We start from the raw sequence: 17,678 nt of genomic DNA, 5'->3' as shown, positions 1-17,678 counted from the left end.
CCAGGACGGCTTTTCGTAGGAGCGAGCTTGCTCGAGAACCGCACTGCACCCTGAGATTCCGGCGTGAAACGGGGTTCGCGAGCAAGCTCGCTCCTACAACGATTGTTGTGGCACGAGGGCGCTTAGTGCGCCCCGGCTCCCGCCCCGGCACCTGCACCCGCCGGTAGCGAACGGGTCAGCAGCACTGCCACCATGCTCACCGCCAGGACGATGCCGATGGCGTGGAAAGCGTCGTTGTAGGCCATGATCGCCGCCTGCTGGTGGACGATCTCGCTCAGCTTGCCCAGTGCCGCCTGCTGGGTGCCCAGTTGTGCGGTCAGTTGCGCCAGGCGCTCGTCCACCGCGCCGTTCACCGGCACCACCGCTTCGCGCAGGTAGTCGTAGTAGACCTTGGCTCGGCTATCGAGCAGGGTCGCCAGAAGAGCGATGCCGATGGCGCCGCCAAGGTTACGCAGGATGTTGAACAGGCTGGAGGCGGAGCCGGCGTCCTGCGGTTGCAGATAGACCGTGGCGATCAGCGAGATAGTGACCATCACCATCGGCTGGCCGAGGGCGCGCAGTAGCTGGATCTGGTTGAACTGCGGGCCGGCGAAGTCCGGATTGAGCACGCCGGAGCTGAAGCTGGCCAGGCCGAACAGGCCGAAACCCAGCGCACAGAGCAGACGCGGCTCGATGATCTTCATCAGCTTGGGAATCAGCGGGATGAGGAACAGCTGCGGCACGCCCATCCACATGATCACCTCGCCAATCTGCATGGCGTTGTAGCCCTGGATTTGCGCGAGATACAGCGGCAGCACATAGATCGAGCCATACAGTCCCATTCCCAGTCCGATGCTGGAAATGCTCGACAGGCCGAAGTTGCGGTTGCGCAGGATTCCCAGGTTGATCAGCGGATTGGGGCGTGAGGTCTGCAGGATCACGAAGAGGATCAGGCTGACCAGGGCAATGCTGCCCAGGCTGACGATCAAGTTGGATTCCAGCCAGTCCTTGCGGTGACCTTCCTCCAGGAACACCTGCAGGCAGCCCAGGCCGATGGCCATGGTGACGATGCCGGCATAGTCGGTGCTCTTCAGCAGCTCCCAGTGCGGCGGCTTCTTCTCCAGCCCGTAGAGCAGGCCGGCGATCATCAGCAGGCCCGGCGGGATGTTGATGTAGAAGATGTACTCCCAGCCGAAGTTCTCGGTCAGCCAGCCGCCCAGGGTCGGGCCGATGGAGGGCGCGAAGGTGGCGGTGATGGCGAACAGCGCCATGCCTTTGGGGCGGTGGTGCTCCGGCAGCTTGATCAGTGCCAGGGTGAAGGCCAGTGGGATCAACGCGCCACCGGTGAAACCCTGCATGGCGCGGAAGACGATCATGCTCTCCAGGTTCCAGGCGAAGGAGCAGAGCAGGGAGGAGAACAGGAAACCGGTGGAGATCATCCAGGCCAGCCGCCGGGCCGAGAGCAACTGCACCAGCCAGGCGGTGAGCGGGATCATGATGATTTCCGCCACCAGGTAGGAGGTGGAAATCCACGAGCCTTCCTCCAGGGTGGCGGCCAGCGCGCCCTGGATGTCTTTCAGCGAGGAGTTGGTGATCTGGATGTCGAGGACCGCCATGAAGGCGCCGAGCATGGCGCTGAAGACAGCGATCCAGTCGCGGCGGGTCGGTTCCCCGACCGGCCGTACCAGGGAATCAGCGGACACTCAACTCGACCTCGGCATCGACGGACATGCCCGGACGGATCAGGCCCTTGAGCGGGTTTTCATCGGCGAAGGTGATTTTCACCGGAATGCGCTGCACGACCTTGGTGAAGTTGCCGGTCGCGTTGTCCGGCGGCAGCAGGCTGAACTGGGCGCCGGAAGCGGCGAACAGGCTCTGCACTTCGCCTTCGATGGGCGTGTCGGGGAAGGAGTCGAACACCAGGCGTGCTTTCTGGCCCGGGCGCATCTTGCCGATCTGGGTTTCCTTGAAGTTGGCCTGGATCCAGATGCCACCGTCCGGCACCAGCGACAGCAACTGGGTGCCGACCTGCACGTACTGGCCGATGCGGGCGTTGCGCTGGCCGACCAGGCCGCTCACCGGGGCGCGGACTTCGGTGCGGGCCAGGTTGAGTTCGGCCTGGGTGACATCGGCGCGGGCGCTCTCGATCTGCGCTTGCAGGCGCTGGACGTCGGTGCCCAGAGTGTCGCGCTGCACGCGCTGGGCCTGCAGGTCGGCCTGGGCCTTGGCCACTTGCGAGCGGGCGACACGGGAGTCGGCGGTGAGGGTGGTGACGCGCTCTTCCGAGACGTAGCCCGGGCCGCGCAGCGCCTGGGCGCGGCCCAGGTCGACTTCGGCGCGGCCGAGGGTGGCCTGGCTGGCGTTCACGTCGGCTTCGCTGGCGGCGATGTTGCTCGACTGGCCCTTGAGCTTGCTGCGTGCCTGCTCCAGTTCCGCCTCGCGGGTGGCCAGGGTGGCCTTGGCGCGGTCCAGGGCGAGCTTGAAGTCGTCGGCTTCGAGCTTCACCAGCAGTTGGCCTTTCTCCACGTGCTGGTTGTCCTGCACCAGCACTTCGTCGACGCGTGCGCCGAGCTGGCTGGCGATGCGGGTGATCTCGCCCTGCACGTAGGCGTTATCGGTCGTCTCGACGAAGCGGCCGATGAAGTACCAGCGCGCCAGGAAGGCGAGGGCGACCACTGCGAGGATGGCAAGGAACACGGTCAGGCGACGTTGCAGTTGGGCAGGCATAGTTAAACGAGCGTTTGGTTGACGGAAAAATGTTTGCCAATGTAACAGTGTTCCGTGGCGGCACGTAGCCGCTACACTTCGGAAACTTTGTTGCTTATAGGGAACAATCATGGGGTTGGATGATGCGCTGATCTTCACCCGTGTCGTGGAGCTGCACAGTTTCACCCAGGCCGCGCAGAGCCTGGGCATGCAGAAATCCACGGTGAGCCGGCGCATCGTCCTGCTCGAAGAGCGCCTCGGCGTGCGGCTGCTCAACCGCACCACCCGCAAGTTGCGCCTGACCGAGGTGGGGCAGGCCTACTACGAGCGTTGCCGGCAGATCATGCACGACTTCGCCGAAGCCGAGCAGGCCGTGATGCAGTTGCAGCAGGCGCCTTCGGGGTTGTTGCGCATCACTGCACCCATCGAGTTCGGGCAGATGTACCTGGCGAAGGTGCTGGGCGACTTCATGCGGCTTTATCCACAGATCAGCGCCGAGGTCGAGCTGACCTCGCGCAGCGTCGATCCGCTGGAGGAGGGCGTGGACATCGTCATCATGGTCGGCCAGCCGGAAGACTCCACGCTGATTGCCCGGCGCATGCTGATTACCAACCGCTGCCTGTGTGCCAGTCCGGAATACCTGAGGCTGCACGGCCAGCCGCAGCAGGTCGAGGAGCTGGCCGGCCATCGCGCGGTGCTGCTGCAGGCCGACTCCCAGCGCTACTGGCCTCTGAGCGGGGAGAGCATTCCCTGCCATCGGGTGCTGTCGTGCAACAACATCACCTTCGCCCGCGAGGCAGTGCTGTCCGGCGCCGGGATCGCCTCGTTGCCGGAGCTGATCGTCGACGAACAACTGGCCAGCGGCAGCCTGGTGCGCGTGCTGCCGCAGGTGCAACTGCCGGTCGGTGAGCTCTACGCGGTCTACCCGTCGCGGCGTTTCCAGGCGATGAAGGTGAAGGCTTTCCTCGACTTCCTGATCAACAACCTGCCGATCGATGCAGAGCGTTGGCTGGAGCCGGGGGCGGCCCGCCTGATAACATCCCGTCCATGAGCGCGTGCCGTGGCTCGCGCTGTCCTCACCGATTCACATGAGAGCCTTCATGACCACTGTCCGCACCCGTATCGCGCCGTCCCCCACCGGTGACCCGCACGTCGGCACCGCCTACATCGCGCTGTTCAACCTCTGCTTCGCCCGTCAACACGGCGGTCAGTTCATCCTGCGCATCGAGGATACCGACCAGGTGCGCTCCACCCGCGAATCGGAACAGCAGATCTTCGACGCGCTGCGCTGGCTGGGTATCGAGTGGGACGAGGGTCCGGACGTCGGTGGCCCTCACGGCCCTTATCGGCAGAGCGAGCGTGGCGCCATCTATAAGCAGTACAGCGACGAGTTAGTGGAAAAAGGCCACGCCTTCCCCTGCTTCTGCTCCGCTGAGCGCCTCGACACGCTGCGCGCCGAGCAGCAGGCGCGCAAGGAAACCCCGCGCTACGACGGCCACTGCATGCACCTGAGCAAGGACGAGTCGGCCAAGCGCATCGCCGCCGGCGAATCCCACGTGGTGCGCATGAAGGTGCCGACCGAGGGCGTCTGCGTGGTGCCGGACATGCTCCGTGGCGACGTGGAAATCCCGTGGGACCGCATGGACATGCAGGTGCTGATGAAGGCCGACGGCCTGCCCACCTACTTCCTGGCCAACGTGGTCGACGACCATCTGATGGGCATCACCCACGTCCTGCGCGGCGAAGAGTGGCTGCCCTCCGCGCCCAAGCTGATCAAGCTGTACGAGTACTTCGGCTGGGAGCAGCCGGTGCTCTGCTACATGCCGCTGCTGCGCAACCCGGACAAGAGCAAGCTGTCCAAGCGCAAGAACCCCACCTCCATCACCTTCTACGAGCGCATGGGCCTGCTGCCCCAGGCGCTGCTGAACTACCTTGGCCGCATGGGCTGGTCCATGCCCGACGAGCGCGAGAAGTTCAGCCTGGCCGAGATGATCGAACACTTCGACCTGTCCCGTGTGTCCCTGGGCGGCCCGATCTTCGACATCGAGAAGCTCTCCTGGCTGAACGGCCAGTGGATTCGCGAGCTGTCCGTCGAGGACTTCGCCAAGGAAGTGCAGAAGTGGGCGCTCAACCCCGAGTACCTGATGAAGATCGCCCCGCACGTACAGGGCCGGGTGGAGAACTTCAGTCAGATCGCTCCGCTGGCCGGTTTCTTCTTCAGCGGCGGCGTGCAACTGGACGCCAAGCTGTTCGAGCACAAGAAACTCGATGCCACCCAGGTTCGCCAGGTGCTGCAACTGGTCCTGTGGAAGCTCGAAGCGCTGCGCCAGTGGGAGAAGGACCGCATCACCGGGACCATCCAGGCCGTGGCCGAGCACCTGGGCCTCAAGCTGCGTGATGTGATGCCGCTGATGTTCCCGGCTATTACCGGCCAGGCCAGCTCAGTGTCGGTGCTCGACGCCATGGAAATCCTCGGTGCCGATCTCTCGCGCTATCGCCTGCGCCAGGCTCTGGAGCTGCTGGGCGGTGCGTCGAAGAAAGAAGCCAAGGAGTGGGAAAAGATTCGCGACGCCATCGGCGCCTAAGATCTTTCCTACACTGTAAAAGGCCGGCCGCCTTAGGGAGCCGGCCTTTTTTTATGCGGGCGCGGCCCTATCAGGCTGTCGGCGGGAGGGCAGGCGGGCTGCCCAATACGTCGCCCGGAAATCGGGACCGACACATAAGTGATTGTTCTTTGGGAGAAAAAATTAGGAATCTGAAAAAATGTTGTTGACAGGGTGTCGGCTCGCCCCTAAGATGCGCCCCGTTCCAGCGACGAACTGAACTGACAGGGCGAAGCGGAACAGTAGATCCAGCGGTACTTTGGGGCTATAGCTCAGCTGGGAGAGCGCTTGCATGGCATGCAAGAGGTCGACGGTTCGATCCCGTCTAGCTCCACCAAATTACCAGTAGGTCTTGTCTGTCCTGACGAGACTGAAATCGAAGGTTTTGCGTCCCCTTCGTCTAGTGGCCTAGGACACCGCCCTTTCACGGCGGTAACAGGGGTTCGAGTCCCCTAGGGGACGCCACTATCCAGCGACGATGCGTTTGCGTCGTCAGCCAGAGTCATCTGGGGCTATAGCTCAGCTGGGAGAGCGCTTGCATGGCATGCAAGAGGTCGACGGTTCGATCCCGTCTAGCTCCACCAATTTCCCATACGGGATGAAGCCAGAATCCACCACGTGGTGGGTTTCTTCGAAGGATATGTCCCCTTCGTCTAGTGGCCTAGGACACCGCCCTTTCACGGCGGTAACAGGGGTTCGAGTCCCCTAGGGGACGCCATTTTTATCGCTCTGCGATGCCTATAGGGCCACTGAGACTTTCAGTGGCCCTTTTGTTTTTTCTCCGCCTGAAAATTTTCTCCCGACCAGCGGTCGCGCTTTCGGCTTGCCGATTTTTATTATGAGAATAATATTCTGATCATAATATTTTTGGAGCGCCACCATGAGCGACAAGAAGGCCCAGACCCGCGAGCGCATTCTTTCCGCCGCCACCAGCGCGCTGCTCAAGCGCGGTCCGGTCGACCCCAGCGTGGGCGAGGTGATGTCGGCGGCGGGGCTGACCGTGGGCGGCTTCTATGCGCACTTCGAGAGCAAGGATGCGCTGATGCTTGAAGCTTTCCGCGAGCTGCTGAGCAAGCGCCGGGTGGGGCTGAAGATGTTCGACCCGCAAATGAGCTTTGCCGAGCGCCGTGCATTGGCGGCGCAGTTCTATCTGTCGCGCAAGCACCGTGATACCGAGGATGACGGTTGTCCGATCCCCAGCTCCCTGAGCGAAGTGGCGCACTTGCCGGAAGGCTTCCGTGAGGCGCTGGAGGAGCATGTGGAGCTGATGGTGGCAAGCCTGGCCGGGCGTCCGGAGGAAATCGACGCGGTGCTCAGCGACATGGCCCTGATGATTGGTGGACTGGCGCTGGCCCGAGCCCTGGGCAAGGGCGATCTGTCCGATCGTGTCCTGCGTGCCGCGAAGAAAGCGGTGATCTGAGGAGGTACGGAAAATGAGCAGTCTGAGCTGGGTTCGTGGAATCAATGCCACCCTGGGCCGTGTCGCGCCGCAATGGGCGGCGGGACGCATGCGTCAGCTGTTCATGACGCCTGCCGAGTTGCCGCCGCGCGATTGGGAGCTACCGCTGCTGGCCAGTTCCGAGCGCATCACCCTGCGCTTCGGCCTCTCCGCGCTGCGTTGGGGCGAGGGGCCGGCGGTGCTGCTGATGCATGGCTGGGCAGGGCGCCCGACGCAGTTCGCCGCGCTGATCGAAAAGCTGGTCGGCGCCGGCTACGGCGTGATTGCCCTCGATGCCCCGGCCCACGGACGCTCTCCGGGCAGCGAGGCCGACGTAGTGCTGTTTGCCCGCGCCCTGTTGGAAGCGGCCAGCGAGCTGCCACCGTTGCGCGCGGTGATCGGCCATTCGATGGGCGGTGCCAGTGCGTTGCTGGCGACCCAGATGGGGCTGCGCACCGAAACGCTGGTGACCATTGCCGCGCCGAGCAAGGTGCTCACCGTGCTGCGGGGTTTCGCCAACTACGTCGGCCTGTCGCCGGCGGCGCGCTCGAGCTTCATCCGCCAGGTCGAGCAGCAGGCGGGCATCCCGGTGAAGCAGCTGGATGTGGCTCGCTACGAGCTGGGCATGCCCGGTCTGGTGGTGCACGCCGAGGATGACCGGCATGTGCGGGTGACGGAGTCCGTCGCAATCCATGAAGCCTGGTCAGGCAGCCGGTTGCTGCGGCTGCCCAGTGGCGGCCACCATCGGGTGCTGGCCGACACGGCGCTGACGGAGGCCGTGCTCCAGTTGCTGGAGGGCGTCGACGAGCCGCTCGCCCTGGCCCTGGCATCCTGAGTCATTCAGCACCTTGATAACGGCGGCCTTAGGCCGCCGTTATCGTTGAATGATGGCCTGTTGCGGGTCGTCAGGCCCCGCCGCCTGGCGTAGACTTTCGGGCATTTCCGGCCGCCCCGGCCTGGGCGCGAGGTCTTGCGTACGTGGGCGGCTGATTGGGGGAACGCATGAGTCTGTCATTGGATTGGGTGCTGCAGCAGGCGCGCCCGGTCATGCCGGTGTTGGTGATCGAGGATGTGGCGCTGGCGGGGGACCTCGCTCGCGCGCTGTATGACGGTGGGGTGCGCGTGCTGGAAGTGACCCTGCGTACACCTCAGGCGCTGGATGCTCTGGCGGAGATCCGCCGTGAGCTGCCCGAGATGATCCTGGGGGCCGGCACGCTGATTCACACCGAACAGTTTCAGGAAGCTCGTGATGCCGGCGCGCAATTCGCCATCAGCCCCGGCTGTACGCCGCGCCTGGTAGCCGCCGCCGATGATGCGAAGCTGCCGTTCCTGCCGGGTGTGATGACGCCTTCGGAAGTGCTGGTGGCGCTGGAATACGGCTACCGCTCGCTGAAGCTGTTCCCCGCCGACGGCAATGCGGCGATCAGGATGCTCAAGAGCCTGAAGGAGCCTTTCACCGGCATCCGTTTCTGCCCGACCGGCGGCATCACCCAGGAGAACCTGCTCAACGTCCTGCGCCTGCCCAATGTCGCCTGTGTCGGCGGCACCTGGATCGCGCCGCCGAGCCTGGTGCGTGCCCGTGCCTGGGATCAGATCACCCAACTGGCCATCGAAGCACACGAGCTGGCCGCCAGCCTGGAGCATTCCGCATGACGTGGCAGCTGCCCGATCCATTCGTCATCGACATCGAGGTCAAGGCCGAAGACATCGACGGCCTCGGCCACGCCAACAATGCCGTCTACGTCAGCTGGCTGGAGCGTTGCGCCTGGCGCCACTCGCAGAGACTGGGCCTGGACCTGGCCGAGTATCGCCGGCTGGACCGCGCCATGGCCGTGGTACGGCACGAGGTGGATTACCTGGCGGCGGCCTATGAAGGTGACCAGTTGCAACTGGCGACCTGGATCGTCGAGTCCGACCAGCGCCTGCGAATGACCCGTCACTTCCAGCTGGTGCGTCCCGCCGATGCCCTGACCCTGCTGCGCGCGCAGACCACCTTCGTCTGCATCGAGCTGTCCAGCGGCAGGCCCAAGCGCATGCCGGCGGAGTTCGTCGAGGGCTACGGCCGCGCCTTGCTGTCGCCGGAAACCGTTGCTGCCGGGGCGTGATCCGTCGCGCTGCGCTTTTCCCGGCGCGGCGCATTCCCTACAATCCGCGGCCCCGCAATTGCCCGAGGCTCGCCCGTGCAGATCGCCCTGGCCCCGATGGAGGGGCTGGTAGATGACATCCTCCGCGATGTGCTGACCCGCGTCGGCGGCATCGACTGGTGCGTCACCGAATTCATCCGCATCAACGACCGGCTGTTGCCGCCGTCGTCCTTCCTGGCACTTGCCCCGGAGCTTGCGCACGGCAGCCGTACCCGCGCCGGCGTGCCGATGCGCGTGCAGCTGCTCGGCTCCGATCCGCAGTTACTGGCGGAGAATGCCGTGCAGGCCTGCGAGCTGGGCGCGCCGGTGATCGACCTGAACTTCGGCTGCCCGGCCAAGACCGTGAACCGCTCCCGTGGCGGTGCGGTGCTGCTCAAAGAGCCCGAGCTGATGTTCAGCATCATCGAGACCGTACGCCGCGCCGTGCCAGCGCACATCCCGGTGACCTCGAAGATGCGCCTGGGCTACGACAGCCCGGATGGCGCCATCGACTGCGCCCGTGCCCTGGCCGACGCCGGCTCCGCCCACGTGGTGGTGCACGCGCGGACCAAGGCGGACGGCTACAAGCCGCCGGCGCACTGGGAGTGGGTAGCGAAAGTGGCCGATGCGGTGAAGGTGCCGGTGTTCGCCAACGGCGAGGTCTGGACCCTGGAGGATTACCACCGCTGCCGCTCCATCAGCGGCGTGGTGGACATCATGCTGGGGCGCGGACTGGTTTCCCGTCCGGACCTGGCGCGGCAGATCGCCGCCTGGCGTGATGGCCGCGACGTGGTGCCGATGCCCTGGTCGGAAGTGCGCGTGCTGCTCGACGACTTCTGGCGCCAGGCCCGGCGCAAGCTGGCGCCGCGCTATGCGCCGGGGCGCCTGAAACAGTGGTTGGGGATGCTCACCCGCAGTTACCCGGAAGCGGTGGAATTGTTCGCCCAGGTGCGGCGCGAGAATGACTGCGAAGCGCTGGACCGGCTGCTGCAGGTGGAGATCGAAGAAGCGGCCTGACGCTGCGCTTTTGATCTTCGTAGGAGCGAGCTTGCTCGCGAACCGCCCAGACGTCGATTTCAGCCGGTTGCTCTGTTCGCGAGCAAGCTCGCTCCTACAAAAAAGCGATATCAGCGCCCGCCGCTGACGTCGATGAAACTGCCGGTGCTGTAGCTGGACTCGTCCGAGGCCAGGAACAGGATCGCCCGCGCCACTTCCTTCGCCTCGCCGCCCCGTCCCAGAGGAATCTGTGCCTGCAGGCGTTCCACGCGTCCCGGCTCGCCGCCGCTGGCGTGAATCTCGGTCTTGATCAGCCCCGGCCGCACGGCATTCACGCGGATGCCTTCGCACGCCACTTCCTTGGCCAGTCCGATGGTCAGGCTGTCCACCGCACCCTTGGCCGCCGCGTAGTCGATGTATTCGTTGGGCGACCCCAGGCGCGAGGCCATGGACGATACGTTGACGATGCTCCCGCCACTGCCGCCGTACTTGCATGCCATGCGCTTCACCGCCTCGCGGCAACAGAGGAAGGTGCCGGTGACGTTCACCGCGAACACCCGCTGCAGGCGCGCCATGTCCATGTCTTCCAGGCGCATCTGGCGCTCCAGGATGCCGGCGTTGTTCACCAGCATGTCGAGGCGGCCGAAGGCTTCGTCCACTTCGCGGAACAGGCGCAGCACGTCTTCCTCGTTTGCCACGTTTGCCGCAAAGGCGCGTGCCTTGCCGCCGGCAGCGGTGATCTGTGCGACCAACGCATCGGCCGCCTCGCGCTCGTGGCGGTAGTTGATCGCCACGGCAAAGCCGCGCTCGGCGGCGAGTTGTGCCGTGGCGGCGCCGATGCCGCGACTGCCGCCGGTGATCAGCATGACCTTGTCCATGGAGAATCTTCCTGTCGCGAAGGGGGCTTGAAATGAAATCGAGCAGCCCAATCTATGTTCCTGCGGGAGGCCGAAGACGGGTCCCGCACCGGAGTTCTGAAGTCAGGCTCCAGATCATACCTTGCTGAAAATTTCAGGAGATTCGCATGAGCAACGTCCTTTCCCTCGCCCCGCTGTTCCGCCAGTCCATCGGTTTCGATCGTTTCAACGATCTGTTCGAATCCGCCCTGCGCAGCGAAAGCGGCAGTTCCTACCCGCCCTACAACGTCGAGAAGCATGGTGACGACCAGTACCGCATCGTCATCGCTGCCGCCGGCCTGCAGGAAGAAGACCTGGAGCTGCAAGTGGAGCGCGGCGTGCTGACCGTCAACGGCGGCAAGCGCGAGAAGGCTTCCGAGAGCGTCACCTACCTGCACCAGGGCATCGCCCAGCGTGCCTTCAAGCTGTCCTTCCGCCTGGCCGACCACATCGAGGTCCAGGGCGCGTCGCTGAAGAACGGCCTGCTCAGCGTCGAGCTGGTGCGCATCGTTCCGGAAGAAGCCAAGCCCAAGCGGATCGCCATCAACGGCCAGCGCCCGGCTATCGAAGGCTGATTGACCGCCCGGCATTCGCCGGGCCGTAAGCGCAAAGCAAAATGCCCGTCTCGCAAGAGACGGGCATTTTCTTTTGTCCGTTTTTTCCTGAAGGCAGGGTCAAGCCTTCTGCTGTTCCGGAAGTGGCGCCGAGCGATTGCGCCACCAGGCGATGACGATCGCCGCCATCAACACGAAGCCCAGGTAACCCATGGCCGGGTAGACCAGTCCCACCAGCTTGACGAAGCCGACCTGGCTGGCGATGAAGGCGAGCACCACCGCGACCACGGTCGCCACGCGGAAGGGCACGCCGTAGGCGACGCAGCGCGCGGCCAGGGTGTAGGCGAAACCGCTGGTGGTGCAGTACAGCTTCACCAGCAGCAGGGCGAGCATCACGTTGCCGAACCCGGTTGCGATGCTGTTGCTCAGCAGCAGGGTGGGAATGGCGCTGCCGCCGATCACGTCGATCTGCACCAGCATCACCAGGGCCATGGTCAGGATCAGCAGGCCGACGCCGATGCCGCCGAACATTCCGCCCAGCGCTGCCGTGCGCAGATTGGCCACGCTGCCACCCATCACCACCACGGCGGCCGCGGTGGCGGCGACGTTGTAGGACACGTAGAGCAACGCGCCGAGCAGCCAGTTGGGCGCCGGGTGCGGCAGGGTGAGGGCGATCTGCTCCAGTTCGGCCAGCGGCTTCTGGATGTGCGTCAGTGCATAGATGGCGATGATCGCCACGATGATCATCAGCACCGGAGTGATCAGGCTCATCAGGGTGATCACCCGCTTCAGGCCCAGGCACACGGTGATGACGGTCAGTACGCCGAGCACGACGCCGCCGATGGAATGGCCGATACCCAGCTGCTGTTCGAAGGACGAGTTGGCGCCGGCGAACATGACCACCATGGTGCCGAACAGGAAGAACGTCAGCATCAGGTCGACGACGCGGCCCAGCGGCTTGCCGCAGATGAACTCCATGGCCTCCTTGTGCGACTGCGTCTGCAGGCGGCTGCCGATCTGGTAGAGGTTCATCAGCAGGAAGGCGAACAGCGCCAGCGCCACCACGGCGCCGGCCAGGCCCATGATGCCGAAGCTGCCGAAGAACTGGAGAATCTCCTGGCCCGAGGCGAAACCGACGCCAACCACCAGGCCGATGTAGGCACCGCCGAGCTTGATACTGGTTTTCATGATCTGAACCCTATTGTTGTTATTGGAGTGGCCTCGCTGTGGCGAGGCCGGAGGATGGATCACGCTTCGCCGACGAAGGCCTGGATTTCCACTTCGACGTCCACGCCCAGCGCCAGGGCCGAGGCCACGCACGAGCGCACCGGCAGGCCTTGGTCGAAGTAGCGCTTGTACACCTCGTTGAAACCGGCGAAGTGCGCCATGTCCGACAGCCAGACGGTGGCCTTCACCACCTGGGAGAAGTTCGCGCCGCAGGCTTCCAGGCTTTCGGCGATGCGGGTCATCACTGATTCGGCCTGGGTCTGGATGTCGCCTTTCACCACCTGGCCGTCAGCGGTCATCGGGATCTGTCCGGACAGGAACAGGAAGCCGCCGGCCTTGACCGCGCGGGAGAAGGGAAAGGGCAGGGGGCTGGGGTAACGCTGGATATCGCTCATGGGATTGCCTCCAGTAGGACTCAACGCAAGCGCGCCGGGCTCAGGCGCAGGGGATCCACGCCTTCCTGGCGCAGGGATTCGGGAAGTGGCTGGTCGAGCAACAGCGACTGGGCCAGGCGCGATACGCCGTCGGCCGACTGGATGCCGTAGCCGCCCTGGGCGGCGAGCCAGAAGAACGCGGGATTCTCCTCGTCCTGGCCGATCACCAGGTCACCGTCGGCAACGAAGGAGCGCAGGCCAGCCCAGCTGTGGTTCGGTCGGCGGATCGACAGGGTGGTGTGCTCTTCGATGTGGTACACGCCCAGGGCGATGTCCAGCTCCTCGGGTTGAACGTCCTGCGCCTGCACCGGGTCGGCGTTGGCAGGCGAGCCGAGCAGTTGGCCGGCGTCGGGCTTGAAGTAGAAGCTTTCGTCGATGCCGATCACCGTCGGCCAGTGGCTGATGTCTACGCCCTCGGGAACGGCAAAGGTGAAGGCGGTGCGGCGGCAGGGCTGCAGGCCAACCGGGCGGATGCCGCAGCGCTCGGCCACGTGATCAGCCCAGGCGCCGGCGGCGTTCACCAGTTGCCGGGCCTGCACGCTATCGCCCTCGCTCAGTTGCAGGGTCCAGACGCCGCCTTCATGGCGTGCCGACAGCAGCTCGCGGTTGCAGCGCAGTTCGCCACCGCGCTGGCGCAGGCCGCGCAGGTAGCCCTGGTGCAATGCGTGGACGTCGAGGTCGCGGGCGTCGGATTCGTACAACGCACCGGCGATGGCGTCGGCGCGCAGGTAGGGGAGGAATTCCAGCGCCTGTTCGGTGCTGATGCGCTGCACGCCCGGCGTGGCTTCGGCCTGCTTGAGCAGTTCGAGGTGTTCCGGGCCGGCAACGTACAGGCAGCCGCGCGGGGTGAGGATCGGATGCTCGCTGAAACCGGTCGGTGGGTTTTCGTAGAAGGCCCGGCTGGCTCGGGTGAGCGCCTGGATCTGCGGGGTACCGTAGGCCTCCATGAACATGGCGGCGGAGCGTCCGGTGGAGTGGTAGCCGGGCTGCTCTTCGCGCTCCAGCACCAGTACCCGGTGGGTCTCGCTCAAGCGGTAGGCGAGGGAAGCGCCAGCGATGCCGGCGCCGATGATGACGATGTCGAATGGATTCACGGCAAGGACCTTCTGCAGGTTTTCTCTTATGTGAGAAATCTAAGATATGAGAATTTTTGCGGCAAAGGCAAGGCCCGGTAAACTTTCCGCATCCACTTTCGAGATGCCCCATGAGCGAAACCGTCCAAGCCCTGCCCAAGCCTCAGCAACTGGATCGGAACGAAGTCGGCGCGCGCCTGCGGGCCGTGCGCAAGCAGCAGAAACTGACCTTGAAACAGCTCTCCGACCTCTCTGGCGTGGCCGTTTCCACGCTGTCGAAGATGGAGCTGGCGCAGGTCGCGGTGAGCTATGACAAGCTGGCCGCAGCGGCTCGCGCGCTGCAGGTGGATATCGCCCAGTTGTTCCGTCCGCTACCGCTCGTCGGCGTCCAGGCCGGGCAGAAGACCTTCGTGAAGACACGTGTCGATGAAGCCGCCGGCTACGATACCGGGGGCTATGAGTACTACCCGATCGCCGGCGACTTCCCGCAGCGCAGCATGACCCCGCTGTACGCGCGCATCTTTGCCCGCGAGGTGGGGGATTTCGACGATTTCGTCCGCCACCCCGGACAGGAGTTCGCCCTGGTGGTGTCCGGGCGCGTTCGCATCCAGTTCGAGACGGGCGAGTCGGTGAGCATCGGCCCGCGCGAGACGGCCTACTTCGACAGCAGCGTCGGCCACCTCTACCTGAATGACGGCGAGGCGGACGAGGCGCAGGTGATGGTGGTGATGTCGGAGTTGCGCCCGGTCTGCTGACCGGGCGGAGCGCCTCATAGCGTCTGTTGCGGTTCCCGGCGCGGCAGCAGGTCGATGAAGGCTTCCAGCGGCACGGGTCGGCTGAACAGGTAGCCCTGGTACAGGTGACAACCCTGTTCTTCCAGCAGGGCCAGTTGCTCCGGGGTCTCCACGCCTTCGGCGATCAGCTCCAGGCCCAGGCTGTGGCCCATGGCGATGATGGCGCGGACGATTTCCGCGTCGTTGCTGTCGTTGGGCGCGTCACGCACGAAGCTCTGGTCGATCTTCAGGCTGTCCACCGGCAGGCGCTTGAGGTAGGTGAGCGAGGAGTAGCCAGTGCCGAAGTCGTCCATCGCGAAGCGCACTCCGGCCTGACGCAGGCGCTGCATCCGGGCGATGGTGTCCTCCAGCTGCTGGATCACGATGCCTTCGGTGATCTCCAGCTTCAGCAGGCGCGCGGGCAGCCTGGCCTTGTGCAGGCTGTCGAGGACGCGTTCGACGAAATCGTTCTGGCGGAACTGCCGGGGGCTGATGTTGACGCTGAGGCAGAAGTCCTCGGTGTCGATCCGTCCTTCGGCGAGCAGGCGCGCACAGGTGCGGCAGGCTTCCTCGATGACCCAGCGGCCCACTTCGACGATCAGCCCGCTGTCTTCCAGTACGCGAATGAAGCTGGCCGGCGATTGCGGTCCTTGCGTTGGGTGTTCCCAGCGCAACAAGGCTTCGGCGCCGACGATACGTGCGCCGCGGCAGTCGATCTGCGGCTGGTAGTGCAGGCTGAATTCGCGGCGGGCGATGGCCATGCGCAGGCCGCTCTCCAGGCGCAGGCGCTCGCTGGCGGCTTTCTGCATGGAGGCGTGGAACAGCTGCACGGTATTACGGCCCGCGTCCTTGGCGCGGTACATGGCGATGTCGGCGCGCTTGAGCAGGTCCTCGGGCGTTGCGCCGTCGTCGGGGATCAGGGCGATGCCGATGCTCGGGGTGATCTGCAGGCGGTGGCCGTCCAGCAGCATGGGCTCGGCCAGCAGGTCGCGCAGCTTTTCGGCCAGCTGGCGTACCCGGCGCGCGGTTTCCAGGCGGCTGCCGGCGATGCCGGTCAGCAGGATCACGAATTCGTCGCCACCCAGTCGTGCCACCGTGTCTTCCTGGCGCACGCTGGCCTCCAGGCGTGCGGTGACCATCTGCAGGATCGCGTCGCCCACCGAATGCCCCAGCGAGTCATTGATGTGCTTGAAGTGGTCCAGGTCGAGGAACAGCAGCGCGCCGCGCATGTTGTGGCGTTGCAGCAGGGCGATCTGCTGCTTGAGGCGATCCATCAGCAGCGCGCGGTTGGGCAGGTCGGTCAGGGCGTCGTGGTAGGCCAGGTGCTGGATGCGCGCTTCTGCCTCGCGCAGCTCGCTGGTGTCGCGGGCGGTCAGCAGCAGGCAGGCGGTGTCGCCCAGGTCGATCTGTTCCACCGAGACGTCCACCGTCTTGACCGTGCCGTCGCGGTGGCGACCGAGCATTTCCAGGTGGTGTACGAAGCCGTCGCGCTGCAGCGCGGCAATCATGCTCTCGCGCTCGTCAGGGTTGGCCCAGATGTTGATGCCCATCGCGGTCTGGCCGATCACTTCCTCCGGCCGATACCCGGTCAGGCGATGGAAGCCTTCGTTGACCTCGATGTAGCGGCCGCTGTCGCGCTCGGTGATGGTGATGGCGTCGGGGCTGGAGTGGAACGCCTTGTAGAACTTCTCCTGGCTGGCCTTGAGCTCCGCCTCAGCCTGCAGGCGCCGGGTGACGTCGCGGAAGGTGGAGAGGATGCACAGCTGGCGGTCGACCCAGATCAGCCGGCTGGCGACCATGCAGGTAATGGGGTGACCGTCGCGGGTGAGGAATTGCACCTCAGTGTTCTGTAGCGAGTGGTCGCGCATCAGTTGCTCGAACAGTCGCTCGCGCAGTGGGTTGTCCGCCCAGAAGGCGATCTGGTGTGACGACTGGCCGATGATCTCCTCGGCTCGCCAGCCAAAGGTGCTGCAGAAGCTCGGGTTGACCTCGATGAACTCGCCGTCGCGCACCCGCGTCACGCAGATCGGGTCCGGGCTGCCCTGGAACAGGCTGGCGAACTTTTCCTCGGAGGCTTCCAGGTTGCGTTCACGTACCACCTGCTCGGTGATGTCGAGCAGGGTGCCGGCCATGCGCAGCGGCTTGCCTTCGCCGTTCCGGTAGAGCCGCGCTCGGCTCTCCAGATAGCGCACCTCGCCAGATTGCAGCTGTGCGCGGTAGGTGAACTGGTAATCGTTGTCCGGTCCCTTGGACAGGCGCGCGTAGGCCTGGCGCATGCGCCGGCGATCGGCTTCGTCGACGCAGGCGAAGAACTCGCCGAAGGGGCCGTGGAAGTCCCGCGCCGGCAGTTCGTGGAGCACGGCGGCGCGGGTGGAACCGTAGATTCTCCCGGAGGAGATGTCCCAGTCCCAGATGCCCAGTTGGGCGGAGTCCAGCGCCAGGTCGAGGCGTTCCTGGCTGTCGCGCAGTGCCTGCTCCTGGGCGCGCAGGCGGGTGACGTCACGGATGGTCAGGACTAGGCAGGTCTGGCCCTGCAGGTCGATCTGGCAACCGTAGACGCGGGCGCTGCGTTGTTCGCCGGAGCGGGTGAGGAGGGTGGCTTCGAAGCCGTCGATGCGCTGCTCGGCATCGATCCTGTCGAGCATCCGCTGGCGCTCATCCAGGTTGCGCCAGATGCCCAGTTGCAGCGAAGTCTGGCCGATGGCTTCGTCGCGGCTCCAGCCGAAGCGTTCGGTGAAGCTGGCGTTGATCTCGCGGAAGCGCCCGCTTTCCCGGTCGGTGATGACCATGGCGTCGGGGCCGGTATGGAAGGCCTTGGCGAACTGATCCTGGCCTTCGGATTCGGGCAGGGACGAGGGAGACTGTCGGGTCATGCA

At 65.1% G+C, this 17,678-nt stretch carries 16 protein-coding genes and 4 tRNA genes; 13 read left to right on the top strand and 7 right to left on the bottom strand.

The window, feature by feature from the left end; all coding sequences use genetic code 11:
* Positions 1 to 122 precede the first annotated feature (122 nt).
* Both GA645_RS19875 and GA645_RS19870 read right to left on the bottom strand, forming a co-directional pair.
* On the bottom strand, positions 123 to 1,628 hold the full coding sequence (locus GA645_RS19875) for an MDR family MFS transporter (RefSeq protein ID WP_256676202.1): 1,506 nt from the start codon (positions 1,626 to 1,628) through the stop codon (positions 123 to 125).
* 43 nt (positions 1,629 to 1,671) lie between these two features.
* A complete protein-coding gene (locus GA645_RS19870) occupies positions 1,672 to 2,706 on the bottom strand; it encodes an HlyD family secretion protein (protein ID WP_152224684.1) in 1,035 nt (344 codons plus the stop codon).
* Positions 2,707 to 2,815: 109 nt separating this feature from the next.
* Here GA645_RS19870 and GA645_RS19865 point away from each other — a divergent pair, with 109 nt between their 5' ends.
* The 11 genes from GA645_RS19865 to GA645_RS19815 all read left to right on the top strand — a co-directional run bounded on the left by GA645_RS19865 (position 2,816) and on the right by GA645_RS19815 (position 9,866).
* Positions 2,816 to 3,736 (top strand): LysR family transcriptional regulator, encoded by a 921-nt coding sequence (locus GA645_RS19865; protein WP_152224683.1) that lies wholly within the window; start codon positions 2,816 to 2,818, stop codon positions 3,734 to 3,736.
* Positions 3,737 to 3,785: 49 nt separating this feature from the next.
* Positions 3,786 to 5,270, top strand: coding sequence for a glutamate--tRNA ligase (gltX, locus tag GA645_RS19860; RefSeq protein WP_152224682.1), 1,485 nt, complete (start codon positions 3,786 to 3,788; stop codon positions 5,268 to 5,270).
* 279 nt (positions 5,271 to 5,549) lie between these two features.
* Positions 5,550 to 5,625: transfer RNA gene (locus tag GA645_RS19855), tRNA-Ala, on the top strand.
* Positions 5,626 to 5,677: 52 nt separating this feature from the next.
* A tRNA-Glu gene (locus GA645_RS19850) sits at positions 5,678 to 5,753 on the top strand.
* A gap of 43 nt (positions 5,754 to 5,796) precedes the next feature.
* Positions 5,797 to 5,872 (top strand) — tRNA-Ala (locus GA645_RS19845).
* Between the two features lie 58 nt (positions 5,873 to 5,930).
* A tRNA-Glu gene (locus tag GA645_RS19840) sits at positions 5,931 to 6,006 on the top strand.
* A gap of 162 nt (positions 6,007 to 6,168) precedes the next feature.
* Positions 6,169 to 6,708: a TetR/AcrR family transcriptional regulator gene (locus GA645_RS19835; RefSeq protein WP_152224681.1), complete on the top strand. Its 540-nt coding sequence runs from the start codon at positions 6,169 to 6,171 to the stop codon at positions 6,706 to 6,708.
* Positions 6,709 to 6,721: 13 nt separating this feature from the next.
* Positions 6,722 to 7,561: an alpha/beta fold hydrolase gene (locus GA645_RS19830; protein WP_152224680.1), complete on the top strand. Its 840-nt coding sequence runs from the start codon at positions 6,722 to 6,724 to the stop codon at positions 7,559 to 7,561.
* A gap of 167 nt (positions 7,562 to 7,728) precedes the next feature.
* Entirely contained in the window at positions 7,729 to 8,379 is a 651-nt protein-coding gene (locus GA645_RS19825) for a bifunctional 4-hydroxy-2-oxoglutarate aldolase/2-dehydro-3-deoxy-phosphogluconate aldolase (RefSeq protein ID WP_152224679.1), read from the top strand.
* On the top strand, positions 8,376 to 8,831 hold the full coding sequence (locus GA645_RS19820) for a thioesterase family protein (protein ID WP_152224678.1): 456 nt from the start codon (positions 8,376 to 8,378) through the stop codon (positions 8,829 to 8,831). The genes GA645_RS19825 and GA645_RS19820 overlap by 4 nt, the downstream gene beginning before the upstream one ends.
* A gap of 75 nt (positions 8,832 to 8,906) precedes the next feature.
* On the top strand, positions 8,907 to 9,866 hold the full coding sequence (locus GA645_RS19815; protein WP_152224677.1) for a tRNA-dihydrouridine synthase: 960 nt from the start codon (positions 8,907 to 8,909) through the stop codon (positions 9,864 to 9,866).
* 110 nt (positions 9,867 to 9,976) lie between these two features.
* Here the strand turns inward: GA645_RS19815 and GA645_RS19810 are convergent, their stop codons facing one another.
* Positions 9,977 to 10,723: an SDR family oxidoreductase gene (locus tag GA645_RS19810; RefSeq protein WP_152224676.1), complete on the bottom strand. Its 747-nt coding sequence runs from the start codon at positions 10,721 to 10,723 to the stop codon at positions 9,977 to 9,979.
* A 146-nt stretch (positions 10,724 to 10,869) separates the two neighbouring features.
* Here GA645_RS19810 and GA645_RS19805 point away from each other — a divergent pair, with 146 nt between their 5' ends.
* A complete protein-coding gene (locus GA645_RS19805) occupies positions 10,870 to 11,316 on the top strand; it encodes an Hsp20 family protein (protein WP_152224675.1) in 447 nt (148 codons plus the stop codon).
* Positions 11,317 to 11,415: 99 nt separating this feature from the next.
* Here GA645_RS19805 and GA645_RS19800 read toward each other — a convergent pair whose 3' ends face one another.
* Genes GA645_RS19800 through GA645_RS19790 form a run of 3 tightly spaced genes read right to left on the bottom strand, consistent with a single transcriptional unit; the run spans position 11,416 to position 14,050 of the window.
* Positions 11,416 to 12,483: a hypothetical protein gene (locus GA645_RS19800; RefSeq protein ID WP_152224674.1), complete on the bottom strand. Its 1,068-nt coding sequence runs from the start codon at positions 12,481 to 12,483 to the stop codon at positions 11,416 to 11,418.
* 59 nt (positions 12,484 to 12,542) lie between these two features.
* A complete protein-coding gene (locus tag GA645_RS19795) occupies positions 12,543 to 12,917 on the bottom strand; it encodes a RidA family protein (RefSeq protein WP_152224673.1) in 375 nt (124 codons plus the stop codon).
* A gap of 20 nt (positions 12,918 to 12,937) precedes the next feature.
* Positions 12,938 to 14,050 carry an FAD-binding oxidoreductase gene (locus GA645_RS19790; protein WP_152224672.1) on the bottom strand — a complete coding sequence of 371 codons (1,113 nt, stop codon included), beginning with the start codon at positions 14,048 to 14,050 and terminating at the stop codon, positions 12,938 to 12,940.
* Positions 14,051 to 14,160: 110 nt separating this feature from the next.
* Here GA645_RS19790 and GA645_RS19785 point away from each other — a divergent pair, with 110 nt between their 5' ends.
* Positions 14,161 to 14,784: a helix-turn-helix domain-containing protein gene (locus GA645_RS19785; RefSeq protein ID WP_152224671.1), complete on the top strand. Its 624-nt coding sequence runs from the start codon at positions 14,161 to 14,163 to the stop codon at positions 14,782 to 14,784.
* A 14-nt stretch (positions 14,785 to 14,798) separates the two neighbouring features.
* Here the strand turns inward: GA645_RS19785 and GA645_RS19780 are convergent, their stop codons facing one another.
* Positions 14,799 to 17,675, bottom strand: a complete 2,877-nt coding sequence (locus GA645_RS19780) for an EAL domain-containing protein (RefSeq protein ID WP_152224670.1) — start codon at positions 17,673 to 17,675, stop codon at positions 14,799 to 14,801.
* Between the last annotated feature and the right edge of the window lie 3 nt (positions 17,676 to 17,678).

It is taken from the genome of Pseudomonas sp. SCB32 (genome assembly GCF_009189165.1).
Lineage (GTDB): Bacteria > Pseudomonadota > Gammaproteobacteria > Pseudomonadales > Pseudomonadaceae > Pseudomonas.
The sequence above is the reverse complement of the archived record's forward strand: the minus strand, read 5'-3'. Positions and strand labels throughout refer to the sequence as shown.